The sequence below is a fragment of the Providencia sp. PROV048 genome, from assembly GCF_033688165.1.
Classification (GTDB): domain Bacteria; phylum Pseudomonadota; class Gammaproteobacteria; order Enterobacterales; family Enterobacteriaceae; genus Providencia; species Providencia hangzhouensis.
This window is the reverse complement of the sequence record NZ_CP096360.1, coordinates 3,813,816-3,833,119: the sequence shown is the minus strand read 5'-3', so window position 1 is coordinate 3,833,119 and position 19,304 is coordinate 3,813,816. Positions and strand designations below refer to the sequence as shown.

The window sequence follows — 19,304 nt, the reverse complement described above, 5'->3', positions numbered from 1 at the left end:
AAAGCAAAACTAATTAATATTCATAAAAGCAGCGTATTCTATTTAAAAATACGCTGCTAAACTACCAAGTTAGTGAATTGGGTTCGAAGGCTTTGATTAACTAATTAAATGCAATAATGACGACTGCATTTCCTGTGTAATATCCAGGCGTTACCGTTCCTGATGCATGCAATTCAGAAGTGAATGTAAATGAATTCGCCGCATTGTTTCCAGAAATATTCATGTTCGCACCATTCCAGCCATTTTGATTATTAATTAATGGATTTGAATAAAAGTTAGAAGTCGAATTTAAATATACATAACGCTCACCCGTGGTTGAACGAGCAAATAAATTGATATTTGTCGCCTGTGTACAAGTGATATTGCCAGAAACTGAGTTTGTTTTACCATTTAAACTCGTGTTACTGAGCGCCCCGTGATTAACAAAAGCAGGCAAAGAAATACTACATGTTTGATTTGTAGGTGGAATTTTACCACAGACGCTACCTGGCCACTGGATTGCATTCCTAACTCCCGGGGTTGGTTTATGGTTAACATAGAATAATCCAATACAAGTCGCATTTGGGCTATCAATGACAAACGATGCACGATAAGGAATTCCTTTTGCACTACGAAAAGCCGCTGCGACTTCTTCCGCTGTTCGATACTGGTTAATTCGAATGCAGTTACCATAATCTAAGCAAGATCCACTCAACGACGGCGCACCAGATGCATACAGAACATCAGGGCCTACCCAGCACTCGGTTGATCCATAACAAGGGTTAGTAACACCACTTGCTTCACTCCAAGAAAGAATGTCCATCTCAACACGAGGCCAAGCTCCAGAGGTCATACTCACAGGCATTACATACGCAATCGCATTGGCAGGGCGAGAAGGAAATAGAGACGCTAATGCGATGATTAATAATAAAATACTCAAACGGCTTGTATTTAACATTCCGTATATTTTTGCTTTTTTCGCATACATAATGATTTACTCATAATCTAATTTGAACGTGGCACTCGCAGCCCATGAACCGAGCACAATTGATTTATTTTGCAATGCAACTGGCTCAGCTCTCACATACGCTTGAAATCTTAGGTCATTATTATTTCCGGTATACAACCCTTGGGTATAACTGCCACTATTAATTTTGATTGCTGTACCGGAAATACTTTCAATACCAACCGCCACACCTGTTGCTTGGCTTCCAGCATCTAACGCTAATAAACCAGGTAAAGCCAAACTTTCTGCGCCCATAAATGTGACTTTCACTTCATGGCCTAACGCTAAATCGCAATTGATTAAGCGAATGGTAAAAGGTTGGCTATTTGTTTGAGTATTCAGATACAGATATTTATCCACGATCGTTCCGAAATCTAATTCAATCGATTCGTCGCCAGGATAAACGTCACAAGCATCTTCAATTAGCGTGCCATCAAATTCCACATTTGCAGAAAAAGCGGCAGTGGCACCCAAAAACCATAAGCCAAAGGCAAAGCTCATATTACGTTTAATATTCATAGTTATGACTGCCGCCTCCTATTCAAAAATAATGGTTAACGTGCCTGATGCAGTAAAATTATCCCCTACGAGTTCGCTTCCTGAGCGCATGACAGGAACCGCTGAAAGGGATGGTAGTGAAGCCGCATTAATCAAAAAGGCTTCATTCAATGGTTGAGGTTGGCCATTTTTCTGAATTTGAATGCCTAATTTGCCATTATTCAACGGTGTCACCGTTCTTAATGTCGCATTATCAAATCCACTTCCTGCAGGTGTTCCTCCGAATATCAAGCTGATATCCCACGGTTGTGTCATATCGCCAACACAATTTAATTGAAAAGGAATAGATTGCTTGAAGGCGGTACCGTTGATTTTTCGTACACCGACTTTACCGAATGAAACTTTTATTGGGTCGTCATGGCTTAATTGGCAAACAGGAGGAATAATTAGCGTGCCATCAAATGCCCAATTTGCTTGCGCTGAAGATATGGACATCACCATTATAAATCCTGCCATCCAATGCTTAATTTGATTGTTATTCCACATAATCATTCTCACTGATACTCAATTTTCAGTGTTGCCAGTGCTGTAAAAAATCCGCCATCGGTATTCGTAAAATTGGCATTACTGTTTTTTACTGGGGCAACCTCTAAGGTTGGCAGCGCTGTATATAACACATTGAAAGGCTGGTTAATAACTTGCTTAGCATTGTTCACATAAAAGGAAAGACCGAGTTTTGGGTTACTCGTTTTCAATGCGCCATTGCTATTAAATGATGTTCCATCGCCGACAAGCGTGAGCTTTATGGCGTTTTTCGCTAGATTTGTGCAACTGAGTCTCATCGGTACAGCACGCTTGTATTGAACTCCATCAATACGTGGAAGCAATATATCGCCAAAATGTATAGTTTCTTGTTGGTTGTTATTCAAAATGCACTCGGGCGGTGTCACCAATAATCGACCTTTTAGCTGGATACCAAGTGTTGCTGCTTGGCTTTGGCTAAACAGGCTAAGCATCATGCAGACCGAGAGAAGATAACGGAATAATTTCATTGATATCATCCTATTGGTAATCCAATACCATCGTGAGATTGCCCGTAAAATCCCCACCTGATGTTAAGTTTACCCCTGTAGGTTTAACGGGGACGGCATACAAAGCAGGCGAATTCCCATAATTAAAATTGAGTGTTGCGCCATTGCTGAGTCGGGTTCCATCACGGTAAATGGCAATACCTAAATTCGGGAGATTGGTCGTCACGGATGACTCACCATTAATTTGCCTATCAGTCCATCTCAGCGTCATCTTTAATGTATTCTTATATAAGCCATTACATATCAAGTTGTAATTGATAGGTGAGCGCCCATAAGCACCGTCAATCTTTGCCTGATGTATATCGCCAAAATCTACAGAAGTCGTTGTTGCACCGCCAAGGGTACATTCCGGCTCACCGTATACCGTCACACGAATTTGGATATTAGTGCTGAGATTCGCAGCGATAGCTTTGTAAGAAAAGCTGAGTGAAATCAGAGCACCAAAGAGAATTACCCCAACTAGGACAATCGCTTTAAAGCATATCGTAAGAAAATAAGCTCCTCTCATCTCCATGCCCCTATTCATAACTTACCTGGAATCTAATTAACGCCTGATAAGCTCCAGCATTTAGTTGAGCAGAGGTACGTACTGGCGTTACATAGTAAGTTAATTGGTTTTGCCCAGGTGAAACCAATTGTGGTGTACTGTACTCACCTAAGTTAATTGGTGAACGTGCTGCATTACTTAATTGCAGGCCAATCCCCTGAACACCGATAACAGCTGCCAAGCGCGGGTCTTGGGTATCTATAGGAGCCAAAAAGCGGATCTTCATTGACGGCATTTGTTGGCTCCACAAAAGATTCCCCTGTGCAGTGCGGCTGCGACTTTCACCACTTAGACAATCTTCTAAACGCAGTTCAATCGCAACAGGGTTACCAGTTTGCCCAACATGCTGAAGCTGTCCTGTACCCACAGTACCTAAATTAATAGTTTGATATGCTGATGACATTGCTAAACGACAAGCACTTTCCGTCAAAGCTCCATGGACATATAGCGTGCCATGTGAACCATCTACATCCCAGCTATCAACTTTATTTAGGGCTGTTCCCATCGCCATGCTACTGAATAAATTCAGCGCTAAACTTCCTAAGCCCACATAACGGAGCATCCTGCTTGTGTTTGCCATGATATTCTCCTGCTATCTCATCGCGCATTTCAGATCAGTCTATTTTTTTTCAGGTACCACATGGCAGCTATTTCCCTGACATGTAAACGACAGTGTTGGGCGACCACCATAATCATTGATATAGGTCAGCACAGGTTTATTACCTAATGCGTCTGCACTGACGTTCAGTGCTTTGCTGCTTTTGGGGGCAACCATTACGGGCTCAAACCCTGCGACTGTCTGTCCATTTTTGTTGGGGACAGCATCGACAAAAGAAACGTAATAGGCAGTTGGGTTATTAATCGTATACTGGTTACCCTGACGCGTAAGAGTCACTTTTTCCTGCCATGGGTTATCCATTTGTTCACGTGTTGGAATGATTGATTTTGGTCGATAAAACAATTTAATACGTGTCTGTAATGCCAGTTGCAGCGTATTGGGTTTATCACTTTTCGGTGGAATCTCACGCAAATTAAAGTAATACACCGATTCTCTGTCTTGCGGCAGAGAAGCGGCACTTGGCAGAGCTTGGATTTTGATTTGGCTTTTTGCCCCCGGCTCAACACGCTGTACCGGTGGCAATACCGTAAATGGGTCGCTTATTTTTTCACCTTTCTCATTTTCCACCCAACCTTGAGCGAGATAAGGTAATTGTTTGTTTTCGTTGCTGATGTTTAAACTGATCGATTTTTCGTCTCCCGTAATAATCGCTCGAGTTCTGTCTAAGGCAACTGCCGCTTGAGCAGAGGATAGCGTTGTTGAAATCAACACAACACCAGCCAATGCGAATACTGCTTTATGGGCGTTTTTTTTGTTCATCAATTTGTTTTTCATCATGTTATTCATCATATTGTTATCTTCTATGGTTAAGGAGCACTCATCGCTCTTTGCGTACCACTCATTTTTATTATTTTTGTAACCAGCGGCTTGACTCCTTTGGCGCTGTTCTTTCAACAACAGGCACAACGAGTTCTGATGCTTTCGGCATTGCTTCTAATGCACGACTCGCTGATTGTGTCTTTATGGTCGCTGGCGATGCGGCTTTTGCTCCCGGTTTGTGGCACGGTAATAACCAGCTTGCCTGTAAATATTCATCTTCTGGCAAGGTATCAGGGAGTGTGATTTCACACTGCACTTGGTCATCCCAACGAACTTGCAAAGTATCTTTTGCGTTTAAACCAGTGAGATAGGTATTTCCATCATCACCCACCATACCGACTTGCTGACCACGACCATTTAAGACAATTGCCCCGAAAGGTGGTGTGCTATTGTCCGACAGCCTTAACAACGCCATCGCACTGTTTCCTGCGACAACATCAAATTGACGGTAGCCAATTGCCCCTTCCGTTAAAGTGCCTTGCTTTATAGATTGAGACACTTGCGCTTCATCTGGTAATGCATTCAAATCAACGCTAATTTGGTTACGGTAATAGCTATTCACGTCACTAATAACGGCTTGTCCAAAGCGGTTAGTGCGCACAATCGAGCCGTAACCACGTAATGGGATATTAGGTACTCCATCGGTATCAACAAATATGCGAGTACCACCAATTTGGCTACCACGATGCAGTACGGCACCTTTCTCCGTTGCGGTGAAACCACCTTGTAAAGAGAACCCCGCAGATCGATAACGGTCTTGTTGGTATGTTGCGTTCGCGTTGAGCTGTGCTAAGTCTCCCTGATGAGTGTAATAGCCGCTCACAAGTGCACCTGAACGTGCCCATCCGGTACTTAACTGATAGTTATTTCTTTCATCGATGGTGCTGTAGTAACTCACGCGCTGTGAGTTATCATTTTTATCCCAGCTACTGTTATAACTAATGGAACTTTTTTCACCCCAAGGCACTGTGAGTGACGCGTATATGCCATCATCATTGTTTTCACGATAACGATTTCGATATGCCGTCAAGTTGAGGCTAAGATTCTTCCATTTACCAATATCAAAATAGCGAGCTAACGAAATACTATAGCGGTCGTTATCTGGTTGATCCCAATAGGTTTGATGGTAATAATTGATGAATGCACTTAGCCCTAACTCTGAAAATTGTTGGTTATAAGAGATGGTATACATTTCTTTGCTGTTGTATTGGCGTGCACCCGTTTCCTGCGCATCCAAATACTCAGACATACTCATAAAACCTTGCTCAGAGAATCGATATCCTGCAAATGTCACTTGGCTGTTATAAGTATCAAAACGTTTAGAGTAACTTAAACGATACGAGCTCCCGCGATACGTTTTATTGCCAATATCACCTAAGTTGGTTAAATGTGCCCGAGCATGAGTAATATCGAATGACAATGCGCCGAATACCATTAAGTCACGACCAATCCCTATAGCCGCGGATGCATAGTTTTCTGCACCAATTCCACCACCATACAGTGACCAGCCGTTGTTAACCCCCCAAGAGAATTCGCCACTTGCAAAGGTATCGCCACTAACATGATGGCGCCAATTTGTTGGGCGCCCTGCGGCTAATTTGTAACGCAGTTGCCCCGGGCGTGTTAAATACGGAACACTTGCAGTATTTACAGTGAAAGTCTGTGTTGAGCCGTCTTGTTCTTTAACTTCAACATCGATTTGCCCAGCTAATGCATCATTTAGGTCTTGGATACGGAATGGGCCCGCAGCGACTTGAGTTTGATAAATAATGCGTCCTTGTTGGCTCACGATGACGGTTGCATTACTTTTTGCTACCCCAGTAATTTCTGGTGCGTATCCACGTAGATTAGGTGGTAGCATATTGGTATCGGTAATCAGGCTAAGCCCTGTAAATCTGAAACTATCAAAAATATCAGAGGTTAAATAATCTTCACCTAAGGTGAGTTTTGCGCCTAAGGATTTGATTGCTCGGTAGACATAATAACGAGTCCAATCTAGTGATGTGGTCGTGCTTTGCCCTTGCTGCTTATCAATACGCATTTGCCAGTCAGCACGAACACGCCAAGCACCCAAGTTAACGCCAGCAACCCCATTACCGCTGGTACTGTAGTTGGTTTGTTGTCCTGAGCGGGTTTGTTGGCCCACTTGTGCATTTAAGTTGTAATCAAACAATGCGCCGGGTAATCCTTCTTCCCAGCGTGCAGGAGGATCCCAATTCTCAGCGGTATATTCGAGGTAGGCTTGCGGCAAACTAATATACATAGCCGAAGTTGCAAGGTCGGCTTTAACTTCAGTTCCGGGTAAACTTTCAAGCGATAAACATTGTCCTTCGTGCCACCACTTTAACGTCGACATCAATTCAGGTTTGATACCGAATTTTTCAACTAAAGCAGGGCTCAGGCAAGGGAGGCTTTCATTCGACTCACCTTCAGGTGCATAGTAAAAGACAGTTTCTTCCGGCATGCTTTGCTTGTTTAAGAAAACCGTAAAACTGTATTCACCAGGCATGAGATAGCCTGGGCGCGCAAATTGGCTTAGATCAATGTTGTTACGATCATTGACGTCTAGCATATCCATATTAAATTTAATATCGGATGCGTGACCACCAAAGCTAATAGCCAACGCGACTAAAAGCCCTAATCTGCAAGGCCGAGTTATCTGTAACACAGGCGTGTGAATGAAATTCAGGGTCATCATCTCGACCTTCTTTTGCGTTCTTTTATCCGTAATGTCATTTCGCTCACGAAGCTCATCCTACAAAGGGGAGTTTCATTTATAAGAGGAACCGACTATTCATAATCCAGTTTGAAACGTAATTGACTGTAGTATTGGCCTGATGCCAATGGGCGGTTATCCGCCACCAACCGTAGCCGATAGGTGAGATCTTTTGTTCCAGCTGTTAGGGAGCTCACTGACATTCCTTGGCCAGGTATGGCAATTTCACCATCTCCCTCACGTTGAATTTGTAATCCAACACCTTGAGCTTGTCCGTTCACACCAAATAACCCCCTGTCATGGGAGCCATCGAATGTTACGCGAAAGTATTGCCAATTCGGTTTGTCAGGATTTTGGCGTTCAAGAACACAATTCACTAATCGGATAACAAAAGGGCGAGCAGGTCCTTGCCCATCACGGCGAATTTGAGTCAGCGCAATACTTCCCATATCAATAGTTTGATCACGGCTGCCGACATCAATTGCACATGCTGTTTCAATAATGCTTCCATTCATACTCACTGAGCCTTGAGCATATGCAGTTGATACCGCAGTCAACGTGCCTATACTTAAGATCAATGAAAACACTCCACTGGTTATCGAATTATTCATTGCTCCCTCTCTTACACCCAATTCAGTCGGAATGAGCCAACAAATTAATTTGTTGGCTCAAGATGAATTACTCGTAAGACAGAGTGAAATCCGCTACTGAGCTAAAGTCACCGGCAGTGATAGTGTCGATATCGCCACCATTACCTTTTAAGTAAGCAGCGAAATTCAGTGTGTTGTTACCATTTTGAATTTGTTGGAATGGTGCTGCTGTTCCTAAAGTCACCACATTGCCGCTACCATTAGTGATCTGAACACCAGCGCCTGCGCCAGTACCAACAATACCTAGTGTTTTATTGGTATTGTCGAAAGATGCAGCAGCACCACTAAAGGTTAATTGAACACCTTTAGTCAGTTTAGTGATATCACAGTTCTCTAAAGTGATTTCGAATGGACGTGGAGTTGATTTACCGCCATCAACTAATGCCATGTTAGAAATTTGACCTAATTCAACTGTTTGGTCGATTGAGCTAGGAGAGATTGAGCATGGAGCATCGATAATAGCGCCTTTGAACGTTACTTTACCGTGGCCTTGATCTGCTGCGTTTGCTGCAGAAGCTAATCCCAGAGCCATAAAAGTTGCCATTGCAATAGATTTCATTTTCATGAATATAAAGTCCTATGTTTATTGTTAAGTAAATAATGAGTGTCAGTTTTCATTGCTCATTGCAGACACTCTATTTGCAATGAACTGGAAAAAAGCAAAGCACCAGTATTTGATTTAAAAAATCAAATACTAAAAATGAAATTGAATTGTTAATAATTAAAAAATATATTTAGTCTTCTATTAAAAAAACTTGAATTGGTACTTTAAATAACTCAGATAATTGAGATAAAAAATCAATGTTAATATGGTTAACTCCTGATTCATAACGGGAAATTTGCTGTTGGCTTACGCCAATATATCTCCCTAGTTCCTCAGCAGTTAATTTCATTTCTTTTCTGTGTTTTTTTATTTTTTTTCCTACAATAATATTAAATGTTGGTTTTATTATATTTTCTGACATAAGGTTAAACCTATTTCATAAATTGACTAGATCCAGAAAACCATCCTTCAGCTTTAAAATAACATTCCATATTATGGATATAATTTACTGAGTTATTTTGAAATCCAACACCATCTAATAAACAATTAATATCAATATCAAGCGAGTTCGCAATTTGCTTAATCTGCTCTAGGTGTAGTCGAATAACTCCGCGCTCAATACGTGAAACATGTTGCTGAGAGCATAAAAGTAAATCAGCTAACTCAGAGCCACTTAATCCTTTTGCTCGGCGGGCTTTATATATATTACCCCCGACAATTTCTTTAGGAGATAAGTTAGATTGCATAAAATCTTCCTCACGAAACTGAATGATTTACTAATTTAACTGTTGTCAAAATGCACCAAATTGACAATAGTTGTATATTGTTAGTTAAATATTTCATTAATGAATGAATAATTTTAATTTTGTATTTTATTTTTAAAATTATTAGTTAATTATTCCAAATAAAGCATTTCAGAATATTACAATGTGTAAGTTTGAAGTGGCATGGAGAGTTTGAATATGTGAAAAAATTAATAAATTCAATGATCTTTTAATAATGGAATGTACTTATTTTTAGTAATGTATACATAGCGTTATTTACACGCTACGTATTTGACGTGTATTTTCATTTAACTTAAGATGCACCTAATTCATTACGTTTGTCAATTTGGTGCATTTTGACAACTCTTTTAGCGCCTTTATCCCACCATATAGCACCTTTCTTACCACACTCCCCGAAATCTTGCAGGGTTACTTGCTGTGTATCGTACGGTATGTTGTATATTCGTATGCCCCAAATAATCCTGAATTAAACGCGTATCGGCGCCTCTATCCGCCAATGCATAACCACATGCATGTCGTAACATGTGGGGATGAATACCTAGGGTCAGCTCAGCTAGCTCGCCAAGTCGTGAAAAAAGTTGATAAAAGCGCTGGCGAGTCATGGCAGTCCCTCTTTCAGATAAAAATAACCACTGACTTTCTTTCCCTTTCCATGTATTTCTAATTTTTAGCCAAGCTTTAATGAGTGGGATCTCTTCATCAATCAGTGGGTGATTAACTGAAAAACCATTCTTTAAACGGTGTACATAAAGTTCATTACTTTCTAAGTTAAGATCAGATAATTTTAGCGATAGGGCTTCGCTTGCCCTTAGACCATGTATAAAGCACATATAAATTAAGCAAGAATTACGTTCGGGATGTCGCGACAAATGACAAGCAGCTAAAAGTCGAGATATTTCCTGTTGAGTTAAATACTTACGAGTGGACATGAACGTTTCCCTATTTAGTCAAAAAAGGTCAATCATATCTAAATTAATCGACCTAACACATTAATTTTTTTAGATAAATATAATGCCTTTATTCTATGAGTGAAATAAAAAATTATTTATTATCCGCCAAGTCGGTAATTGAAGACTAATTAACTAAAGTTTTATATTTGGTTAATCAATTTTTATTCTGTGTTATAAATGCGAGGGAAAAGGGATTATTTGCCTACGAAACAATACTTACTCGTCGATGAAAGCAGCTAATTTCCATTTTTCGTGCCGGCCCATTCACCATTCTACGAGTTGCTTTTAATGGCTCCGTGTTGTTTTTTCCCGCTGTCTTTCTCCGAGTATTTTATGGTTAAATTCCTACCCGTTTCTTTAAAGAAAAAATTTCTTTAAGATGAAATGAAGTTAAGTCAAATAAAGTCACTATTAGGTTCCCATGAGAATACTATTAATTGAAGATCACCTAAAAACCCAAGTGTGGGTCAAAAATGGGTTAGAAGAAGCGGGTTTTCTCGTTGATGTGACTAATGATGGTCGCGATGGTCTCTATTTTGCCTTAGAAAACAGTTATCAATTGGTGATCCTCGATATCATGCTGCCTGGTATGAATGGCTGGGAAATTTTAAAAATCTTACGCACAGCTAAAAACATACCGGTGATTTGCCTCACTGCGCGGGATGCCGTTGATGACAGAATTAAAGGTTTAGAGCTTGGTGCCAATGACTATCTCGTTAAGCCGTTTTCGTTTTCTGAATTATTAGCCAGGGTTAAAAACCAATTAAAAATTAACCAGCCAGCCTCAACCACCATAACTATTGCGGATTTAAAAATCGACTTAACTCGCCACGATGTTGAGCGTGCTGGAAAGAAAATCACCTTAACTCGGCAAGAGTTTTCCTTATTGCTGTTTTTCGTTCTACATTGCGATGAAATTTTACCTAGAACCTTAATTGCTAGCGAAGTTTGGGGGATCGATTTTGAAAGTGACACGAATATTATTGATGTGGCAATCCGTCGATTGAGAAAAAAAATCGATGATGAATTTGACGTTAAACTCATTGAAACTATTCGTGGGATGGGATACCGCTTAAATAGGCCAATAGAATGAAAAAGAAATCACTTCGATTCAAACTTATTTCTCTGTTTATCATTCTTATGGTTACTAATGCTGGAGTGGTGACATGGATTTTGTATCATTCACTCAAAAATGAACTATCTCAACAAGATAATAATTTACTGGTTAACCGTGCGGAGCAGCTTGCCAAACTCATCGCTGGTGGCATTGATATCAAAACACTTCCCATGTATTTCCAAAGCATGATGGACATGCGCCAAGACTTAATCCAAATTTCTGATGCAGCAGGGCACATATTGGTCACCACCAATCGCGAATTACTGGGTTCTCAACCTCTTCAGTTAGTCAAACTTGAACAGCTAAATATTAATGCCATCAACCATTGGCAAACTGCTCAAGGCATCCCTATTTCTGCGGTCTATTTTTCGATGAATTCTCCAATAGGGCCGCTCCATGTGGTACTTGGTAAAGTTTCTGTCGACCGTAGTGGCGTGTTGGCTCAATATCTCACCCAAAGCGTGGTGATTTCTGTCCTCTCAATTTTGTTGATGGGGCTACTTAGCTTATGGCTGTTGAAAAAAGGGTTATCCGACATTCAAGCATTGAGCCAGATAACGGTCAAAACAGACGTTCATGCATTAAATGATCCAATCGATATTGATCAGCTACCACAAGAGCTAAAAGAGCTGGGTGAATCAATGAATACGATGCGCCAGCGGTTAAAGCATGATTTTGTCAAACTTACTCAATTTGCTGATGACTTGGCGCATGAGCTGAGAACCCCAATTAATGCGATTCGGGTACAAAATGAAATTACACTTCAGCGCTCGCGCAGTGTTAGCGAATATGAAGGGATGATAGTCAGTAATATTGAAGAGCTCGATAAACTGTCACAAATGATCCAAAGTACTTTGTTTATTGCCCGTGCGGAAAATAAAAATATTACCTTAAATCGAGAAAAACTTTCTTTATATATGTTAGTTAACGATGTTTACGAACTCTTTTCTGCCTATGCAGAAGAAAAACAGATTGAGCTGTATTGTGAGCCTTCATCCCTGACTCTGGATGCTGACCCAGTATTACTCAGCCGAGTTTTAGTGAATATTGTCTCCAATGCGATTAAATATTCTTACCCGGGCACCCGTGTCGTTACCCAAATTAATACGCTTTCGCAACAACGGGAAATTAAAATCACTAATCAAGGAGAACTTCTACAAAACAGTGATGAAATTTTCACTCGTTTTTGGCGCGGGGATAATGCTCGAACCACAGATGGAACAGGACTCGGGTTAGCGATTGTGAAAGCGATAGTCGAATTACATGGCGGATCAGCGAGTTTTGAACACCATGCAGGAACTAGTACCATTACCCTGAAATTTCCTACAATTAAGTAAGATGACAAATTTGTCATCTTACTGTCAGCCACTTTTGTCGTACTTTCGGTATAACTAATTTCATATCCTTTTTGCTATGGAGCGCATGATGAAAAAGTTACCTAAAATTCCCGCATCTCAAATCACGGATGAAACCCTCTTTTTTATGAAACGCCGTCAGCTACTTAAGGCTTTAGGCATTGGAGCTGCAGGTTTAACCGTTGCGACGACGGCCAATGCGGGGCTGTTTTCTTGGTTCAATGACGATACGCCAACACCTCCGATGACGCCAAGAAAACCTCTGACATTTATTCAACCTGAAGAGTTTCAGCCATCTTTAACCCTCACCCCTGAAGATAAAGTGATTGGTTATAATAATTTTTATGAATTTGGGCTCGGTAAATCCGATCCTGCCGAGAATGCCCATACTTTAGTCACGGATGAGTGGACGGTGACAATAGATGGCGAAGTGAATCGTCCCCTGACGCTTAATTTAGATGACATAAACACTAAGTTTCCCTTAGAGGAGCGCATCTATCGCATGCGCTGTGTTGAGGCTTGGTCGATGGTCATTCCATGGGTTGGCTTTCCTTTAGCGAAATTATTGGCTTTAGTCGAACCCACTAGCAAAGCTAAATATGTGGCTTTTGAAACACGCTACGCACCAGAACAAATGCCAGGACAAAAAAGTCGTTATATTGGTGGTGGTTTATCGTACCCCTATGTTGAAGGGCTACGCTTAGACGAAGCTATGAATCCACTGACTTTGCTGGCGACCGGCGTTTATGGAAAAACATTACCCAACCAAAACGGAGCACCGATCCGGTTGGTCGTACCATGGAAATATGGCTTTAAAGGGATTAAATCTATCGTCAAAATTCGCCTTACTGAGCAAATGCCTGACACGACATGGAACCTATCAGCGCCGAGCGAATATGGCTTTTTTGCCAATGTGAATCCAGATGTAAGCCATCCTCGTTGGTCACAAGCCACCGAGCGTTTTATTGGTGCTGGGGGCTTAGGCCAAGTGACCCGCCAGCCAACATTGTTGTTTAATGGATATGGAGAACAAGTGGCAAGTTTGTATCAAGGAATGGATTTGCGGAGATATTATTGATGCCCCAAGACAATAAGTTTATTGTTGGATTAACCAAAGGGAGCTTTCATCTTATTGCTTTGCTCCCTTTGGTATGGCTGATTTTTTTAGTCGATACCCAACGGCTTGGAGCCGACCCTGCCAAAGATATCCAACATTTTACAGGAATAGCTGCTTTACGTTTGCTCGTTATTATTGTACTGATCCCACTGGTTGCGAAATTATTGCGATTTACCGCATTGTTTCAGACGCGAAAATTACTGGGGTTATGGTGTTTTTTCTGGGCTGTGCTGCATTTAAGTAGCTATCTATTACTGGAAATTGGCGTAAATAATTTGGCGCTATTTTTCGAAGAGATTTTTTCGCGGCTCTATTTAGTGATTGGCGCGATAGCTTGGTTGTGTTTATTGTTGATGGCAGTCAGTTCATTCAACCGTATACGCCTTTATTTGGGCGTATGGTGGAAAAGAATTCATATGCTGCTTTACCCTACGCTCATATTGGCGCTTTGCCACTATACTTTGTCATTAAAAACCTTAACACCTGAACCATTTATCTATTTAGCCATCGTGGGAAGTGCGTTTGCTTATCGCATGCGGAGCCAGCAAACATAACGAATAAAATCTTAATAAAGGTTGACGTGCTTTAATTGTATTCCTACCTGATATTATCAAATGCCGGTACTGAAGTTTCTCAGTATTAGGCATTCACGTTATCAAAGCACAAAATTACATGTGTGAAATATAATCTCTTAATACTCATTATTAGTGTAATAAATCCCCTGATTTTTAGACTGTGTTGGAATTTATTGGTCGCAAGTGATGATTTCTATGGTATATAATTTCGATTATAAATTTTACGGTAATTTATAATTAATTTGTTGGTGTTTGTAAATAACAAGGTTAAGATAAATCTTAAAAAAATCTCATATAATTTACAAACACAAAATCTGAGTAAAGCTACTTTTTTAAGTTGTATTTCGTGGTCGAAATTTAACCATAAAATACATCTCATTAGTAAAAAATATGTTTTAATATTTTTAAGTGTATCAAAATGTAATTTTTGGGGTGATAAGCTTTGTTTTTTAATCTATAACGTATTGTTATTTATATTATTAATTTAAGTGTGATTTTTTTTGTTACATTTCTCCTATATTAATAGAGCGATAAATTTTTTTAATAGTAATCAATTTGCTCTATCGATTATACAAAATAAATAATCAGACATATAATAATCAAAAATTTTAGGACGGTATCTATGGTTCAGATTGGTGCCTATAATTAATTTTTAATATAAAGGTTAAATTAAATGACTTATTTTTCTAATGAGATAAATAAAGAAATAGGGCAGTATCTGAGAGGAATTAGAAAAGAGCGAAACTTAACAGGGGAAGAGTTGGCAAAAAGATTGAATATTAGTCAACAGCAGATATCTCGATATGAAACGGGAAAAACAAAACTGACATTTGAAATGATGGACACAATCCTTTTGATATTCAATAAGTCATGGAGAGACCTTTTTAATCATGTAATAGATAGATACGATAATGAAAGATTACAATGTATTATAAAAAATGAAAATAATTATTTTGCTATCTTAGATAAAGACACTAAAAAAATGTGGCGTTAATTCAGTCAATAAAAATCTAACCTATTTTACAAAGTGTAATCAGTAAATATAACTTGTATATATGATAACTTTATTAAAAATAATCATTAATTTAATTAAAAATAATGATTATTTTTATCTAAAGTTGTTATTAACAACTATTTGGCGAAACATACATTATACGAGTATTATACAGGATTAAATAATCATGAAATTGAATAAATTTGTAATGGGTGCTGTATTTGCATCAGGCTTTGCTTCGTTCGCAGCAATGGCTGCTTATACTGGTACACCTACTAACGGTACTATCGAATTTTCAGGTGAATTAGTGAATTCTGCTTGTGGTTTAAGTGAAGAATCAAGTCCTGTAAAAGTAAACTTTTATCAGATCCCTGTTTCTAATTTAAAAAATGGTGAGCGTGCAGGTAATATCAAGAAAGATATCGTTCTGCAAGGGTGTGATACTACCGTTGCACAAACTGCAACTGTAACTTATACACCATCAACTATTAACCCTAATGATAATACATTAGCGGCGTTCACTTCAGGTACTGCAAGTGGTGCTGGTATCGGTTTAAGAGACAATGGAAATAAAGATGTTGTTTGGGGACAAGCTTCTACAGCAGTTAATTTAACTGATGGTAAAACTGCAATTCCATTCGTTGCTTATTTAAAATCTGATAATGCATCTAATGCAGTAACTCCAGGTAGCTTTGATTCAACCATCAATTTTAAAATTGATTACCAATAATTTGTAATTGATTTTATACCAAGATGCGGAGTGTTAAATACTCCGCATTAATAAAATCTACCAATAACTAAATGGTATTATCCATGACTATTCGGGTTGCAAAAATAGCATTAGGCTCTAGTTTGCTATGGCCTCTATTAAGTTGGGGAATGACCTCCAATAACACCCCTGGTGATATTGTAATGCAAGGTGAATTAATAGAAGCCTCATGTACGATTGATCCTGAAAGCCGAGAACTTTGGGTTAATTTTGGTGAAATCAGTGCCCGAGAGATCACGCCTGATGTCAATATGCTGGTGAGTAAGAATTTTGCTATAAAGCTCGTTGGATGTACGTTGCCTTCTAATGATAAAGGTAGTGCATCACGCGCGCAAATAACCATGATGGGAACATCTGTTAATGATGATCAACTTTTACAAGTAAGCGGCGATTCAGAGGGGTTTGGAATTCAGTTTAGAGACTCTCACGGCGAAATACTTAAACTTAATAGAAAAATGCCGGATTACACATTATTAGAAGGGCGCAATAGATTAGATTTTACTGCAATTTTAGTTGCTTATCAAAAGCATATTAAGGCAGGTGATTTCGCTGGAATTCTAAGGTTTAGAATGGATTATTTCTAAAGCTAATAATAATTACATATAAAAGAGAATTGAGCTAAATCTCTAGCCTAATGAGTGAATACTGAGTAACTAAAATGATTATTTTAAATGGAAATATAAATAATATAAAAAAACTATTTGCAATATATATTGCAGTACTTTGCTATTCACCAAATATGTCTGCAAATGATCTTGTTGAGTTTAATGTTGACGTATTAGATGTTGGTGACCGTAACAATATTGATTTAACTCGATTCTCTAAAGATAATTTCGTATTTCCTGGGACATATTTATTAGATCTCTATATTAATGGACAATCATTGTCTCAGCAGAAAGTCACTTATATTACCGATCCTCACGATAGTGAAAAATCATTAGTTTGTTTTACCCCTAAGCAAATTGAAATGTTAGCGCTCAAAGAAGATGCGTTAAAAAAAATCCAAGCCATATCCCCTGAATGTTCAAATATTTTACCTATTTCAGGCGTTAAAATTAATAATCATGAAGGCAAACTGGATATCACTATTCCACAGGCATGGATGAAATATTCCGATCCTAGTTGGGTGCCGCCTGAGCGTTGGGATTCAGGGGTTTCAGGCCTTATATTTGATTATAACCTGACCGGGTCAGTTTCTCGTTCTTTGACGACACATACAAATAAACACTCATTATCGGCATATGGCCAAACGGGATTTAACTTGGGCGCATGGCGTTTTAGAGCTGATTATCAAGCTAATTATAACGAGCGTGGCGATAGAAAATTCGATTGGAACCAGTTTTATGCATATCGTCCTCTGATCCACATGGCGGCTAAGCTGACACTGGGTGAAATTTATTTAAATTCTCAAGTTTTTGACACGATTCGTTTCACTGGCTTTAACCTTGCCAGTGATGAGCGTATGTTACCGCCAAATCTGCGAGGATACGCACCACAGATTAATGGTATTGCGAAAAGCAATTCAAAAATTGTTGTAACCCAAGCTGGGCGTGTCGTTTATGAAACGACGGTACCTGCGGGGCCATTCAGTATTCAGGATTTGCAAAGTTCAATTCGTGGAACCCTAGATGTCAAAGTTGAAGGTGATGACGGCGAGGTATCGACTTTTCAAGTTGATACGGCAAATATCCCTTATTTAACTCGCCCGGGTTATGTGCGTTACAACGCTTCGGTCGGTAAGCCATCTCGATTTAATCACAAGCCTGAGGGGCCAATGTTTGCCACGGGAGATTTCTCTTGGGGGCTGAGCAATAACTGGTCACTCATTGGCGGCCTACTTTTTGCGGGTAGGGATTACACTGCAATATCTGCTGGATTAGGGCGCGATTTATCTATATTTGGTGCACTTTCTGCAGATATCACACAATCCATTAGCCGAATGCCGGGTGATAACACACAAACGGGTTCTTCTTATCGCCTGAGTTATTCAAAGTCATTTGATGAACTTAACAGTACGATTACTTTTGCGGGTTACCGCTTCTCGCAGGATAAGTTTAGAACGCTGTCGCAATATTTAGATGAGCGTGAAAACAAATATCTGGGTATTGGCCGTCAAAAAGAGATGTATACCGTTACAGGGAATAAAACTTTTTGGGCTGATGATCCTGATTGGAGAACGACAGTATTCTTAACTTATACCCATCAGACCTTTTGGGACCAAACATCTCAAGATAGATATGGCTTATCCGTGGGGCGAACATTTCGTCTAATGGGTATCAATGGTGTCTCAACCAACATTGCGGCTTACCGTTCTGACTATCGAGGTCGACGTGACGATAGCATTTCACTTTCGGTTTCAGTGCCTGTTGGTGATAGCCGTTGGGCTGGATACGACTTGCAAAATAGTGGTAGTAAGACCAGCCATATGCTGTCTTACAGTGATAACAGGGATACGAATAATTTATGGCGAGTTAGAGCCGGCCGAAGCAGCGATGATCGCGTCCGGTTTGATGGATATTATCAAAAACGGACGCAACTTGCTGAAGTTAATACCAATGTGAGCTATCAAGAAAGACAAACGGCATCGATCAACGGGACATTGCGCGGTGGCTTCACTGCTACTAAGCATGGTGCAGCATTGCATAACAGCACCGGTACAACGGATACAGCAAGAATTATGGTCGATACCAACGGTGTTGGTGGCGTGCCGTTTAACCATGAAAAAACGCGAACTAACTGGGCTGGTATTTCTGTTGTGCCTGATATTGTCAGCTATTACAGCTTCGACACACGTATTGATGTCGATAAGTTAAAAAATAACGTTGATACCAATAAGGCGATCGCAACCTCGACATTAACAGAAGGGGCAATCGGTTATCAGCGATTTGATGTTGCACAAGGTGAAAAACTCATTGCCACCATTCGTTATAACGATACGGTACCTCCGTTTGGTGCTGATGTGACAAACGCGGATGGAATTAACATTGCCATGTTAATGGAAAATGGGTTGGCGTACTTGATGGCAGTAAATCCTAAAGAAACGTTAACAGTATCTTGGGGTGGAAAAGCGCAATGTAAAATTCAACTGCCTGAAAAAATAAATTCGGGCATGTCAGTTTTGCTGCCTTGCCAATAATGTAATGACAGTTTGAAAAAGTATTCTATAAGGTAGA

General features: G+C 39.8%; 21 protein-coding genes. 8 read left to right on the top strand and 13 right to left on the bottom strand.

Features of this window, described 5'->3' with window-relative positions; all coding sequences use genetic code 11:
- Positions 1 to 100 precede the first annotated feature (100 nt).
- The 13 genes from M1F26_RS17125 to M1F26_RS17065 form a co-directional block, all read right to left on the bottom strand.
- Complete coding sequence (locus M1F26_RS17125; protein ID WP_004907580.1) at positions 101 to 967, bottom strand: hypothetical protein; 867 nt, start codon at positions 965 to 967, stop codon at positions 101 to 103.
- Between the two features lie 6 nt (positions 968 to 973).
- Positions 974 to 1,504 (bottom strand): fimbrial protein, encoded by a 531-nt coding sequence (locus M1F26_RS17120; protein ID WP_004907582.1) that lies wholly within the window; start codon positions 1,502 to 1,504, stop codon positions 974 to 976.
- Positions 1,505 to 1,522: 18 nt separating this feature from the next.
- The gene (locus M1F26_RS17115) at positions 1,523 to 2,035 is read right to left on the bottom strand and encodes a fimbrial protein (RefSeq protein ID WP_004259643.1); all 513 of its coding nucleotides are present in this window, start codon (positions 2,033 to 2,035) and stop codon (positions 1,523 to 1,525) included.
- Between the two features lie 2 nt (positions 2,036 to 2,037).
- Positions 2,038 to 2,535: a fimbrial protein gene (locus M1F26_RS17110; RefSeq protein ID WP_036958077.1), complete on the bottom strand. Its 498-nt coding sequence runs from the start codon at positions 2,533 to 2,535 to the stop codon at positions 2,038 to 2,040.
- A gap of 10 nt (positions 2,536 to 2,545) precedes the next feature.
- On the bottom strand, positions 2,546 to 3,082 hold the full coding sequence (locus tag M1F26_RS17105; protein ID WP_226617010.1) for a fimbrial protein: 537 nt from the start codon (positions 3,080 to 3,082) through the stop codon (positions 2,546 to 2,548).
- A gap of 10 nt (positions 3,083 to 3,092) precedes the next feature.
- Complete coding sequence (locus M1F26_RS17100; RefSeq protein WP_112307645.1) at positions 3,093 to 3,701, bottom strand: fimbrial protein; 609 nt, start codon at positions 3,699 to 3,701, stop codon at positions 3,093 to 3,095.
- 39 nt (positions 3,702 to 3,740) lie between these two features.
- Entirely contained in the window at positions 3,741 to 4,529 is a 789-nt protein-coding gene (locus tag M1F26_RS17095; RefSeq protein WP_036958076.1) for a fimbria/pilus periplasmic chaperone, read from the bottom strand.
- Between the two features lie 58 nt (positions 4,530 to 4,587).
- Positions 4,588 to 7,257: an outer membrane usher protein gene (locus tag M1F26_RS17090; protein ID WP_140171790.1), complete on the bottom strand. Its 2,670-nt coding sequence runs from the start codon at positions 7,255 to 7,257 to the stop codon at positions 4,588 to 4,590.
- 92 nt (positions 7,258 to 7,349) lie between these two features.
- A complete protein-coding gene (locus M1F26_RS17085; RefSeq protein ID WP_140171789.1) occupies positions 7,350 to 7,886 on the bottom strand; it encodes a fimbrial protein in 537 nt (178 codons plus the stop codon).
- Positions 7,887 to 7,953: 67 nt separating this feature from the next.
- Positions 7,954 to 8,490, bottom strand: coding sequence for a fimbrial protein (locus tag M1F26_RS17080; RefSeq protein ID WP_004259621.1), 537 nt, complete (start codon positions 8,488 to 8,490; stop codon positions 7,954 to 7,956).
- Positions 8,491 to 8,659: 169 nt separating this feature from the next.
- Complete coding sequence (locus M1F26_RS17075) at positions 8,660 to 8,890, bottom strand: helix-turn-helix domain-containing protein (protein ID WP_110591112.1); 231 nt, start codon at positions 8,888 to 8,890, stop codon at positions 8,660 to 8,662.
- A gap of 10 nt (positions 8,891 to 8,900) precedes the next feature.
- Positions 8,901 to 9,215 carry a helix-turn-helix domain-containing protein gene (locus tag M1F26_RS17070; RefSeq protein WP_004259612.1) on the bottom strand — a complete coding sequence of 105 codons (315 nt, stop codon included), beginning with the start codon at positions 9,213 to 9,215 and terminating at the stop codon, positions 8,901 to 8,903.
- Positions 9,216 to 9,634: 419 nt separating this feature from the next.
- A complete protein-coding gene (locus M1F26_RS17065) occupies positions 9,635 to 10,183 on the bottom strand; it encodes a tyrosine-type DNA invertase (RefSeq protein ID WP_014657972.1) in 549 nt (182 codons plus the stop codon).
- Positions 10,184 to 10,625: 442 nt separating this feature from the next.
- Here M1F26_RS17065 and M1F26_RS17060 point away from each other — a divergent pair, with 442 nt between their 5' ends.
- From M1F26_RS17060 to M1F26_RS17025, 8 genes are all read left to right on the top strand, one after another.
- Complete coding sequence (locus M1F26_RS17060; protein WP_004259607.1) at positions 10,626 to 11,297, top strand: heavy metal response regulator transcription factor; 672 nt, start codon at positions 10,626 to 10,628, stop codon at positions 11,295 to 11,297.
- A complete protein-coding gene (locus M1F26_RS17055) occupies positions 11,294 to 12,658 on the top strand; it encodes a heavy metal sensor histidine kinase (RefSeq protein ID WP_140171788.1) in 1,365 nt (454 codons plus the stop codon). Before M1F26_RS17060 ends, M1F26_RS17055 begins: the two co-directional genes overlap by 4 nt.
- Before the next feature lie 88 nt (positions 12,659 to 12,746).
- Entirely contained in the window at positions 12,747 to 13,754 is a 1,008-nt protein-coding gene (msrP, locus tag M1F26_RS17050; protein WP_036958075.1) for a protein-methionine-sulfoxide reductase catalytic subunit MsrP, read from the top strand.
- Entirely contained in the window at positions 13,754 to 14,347 is a 594-nt protein-coding gene (locus M1F26_RS17045) for a sulfite oxidase heme-binding subunit YedZ (protein WP_140171787.1), read from the top strand. Before msrP ends, M1F26_RS17045 begins: the two co-directional genes overlap by 1 nt.
- 694 nt (positions 14,348 to 15,041) lie before the next feature.
- A complete protein-coding gene (locus tag M1F26_RS17040; protein ID WP_004259596.1) occupies positions 15,042 to 15,362 on the top strand; it encodes a helix-turn-helix domain-containing protein in 321 nt (106 codons plus the stop codon).
- Between the two features lie 187 nt (positions 15,363 to 15,549).
- Positions 15,550 to 16,092, top strand: a complete 543-nt coding sequence (locus M1F26_RS17035) for a fimbrial protein (protein ID WP_004259591.1) — start codon at positions 15,550 to 15,552, stop codon at positions 16,090 to 16,092.
- A gap of 83 nt (positions 16,093 to 16,175) precedes the next feature.
- Positions 16,176 to 16,715 (top strand): fimbrial protein, encoded by a 540-nt coding sequence (locus M1F26_RS17030; RefSeq protein WP_180359502.1) that lies wholly within the window; start codon positions 16,176 to 16,178, stop codon positions 16,713 to 16,715.
- Positions 16,716 to 16,789: 74 nt separating this feature from the next.
- Complete coding sequence (locus M1F26_RS17025; RefSeq protein ID WP_140171785.1) at positions 16,790 to 19,267, top strand: fimbria/pilus outer membrane usher protein; 2,478 nt, start codon at positions 16,790 to 16,792, stop codon at positions 19,265 to 19,267.
- The last annotated feature ends 37 nt before the right edge of the window (positions 19,268 to 19,304 follow it).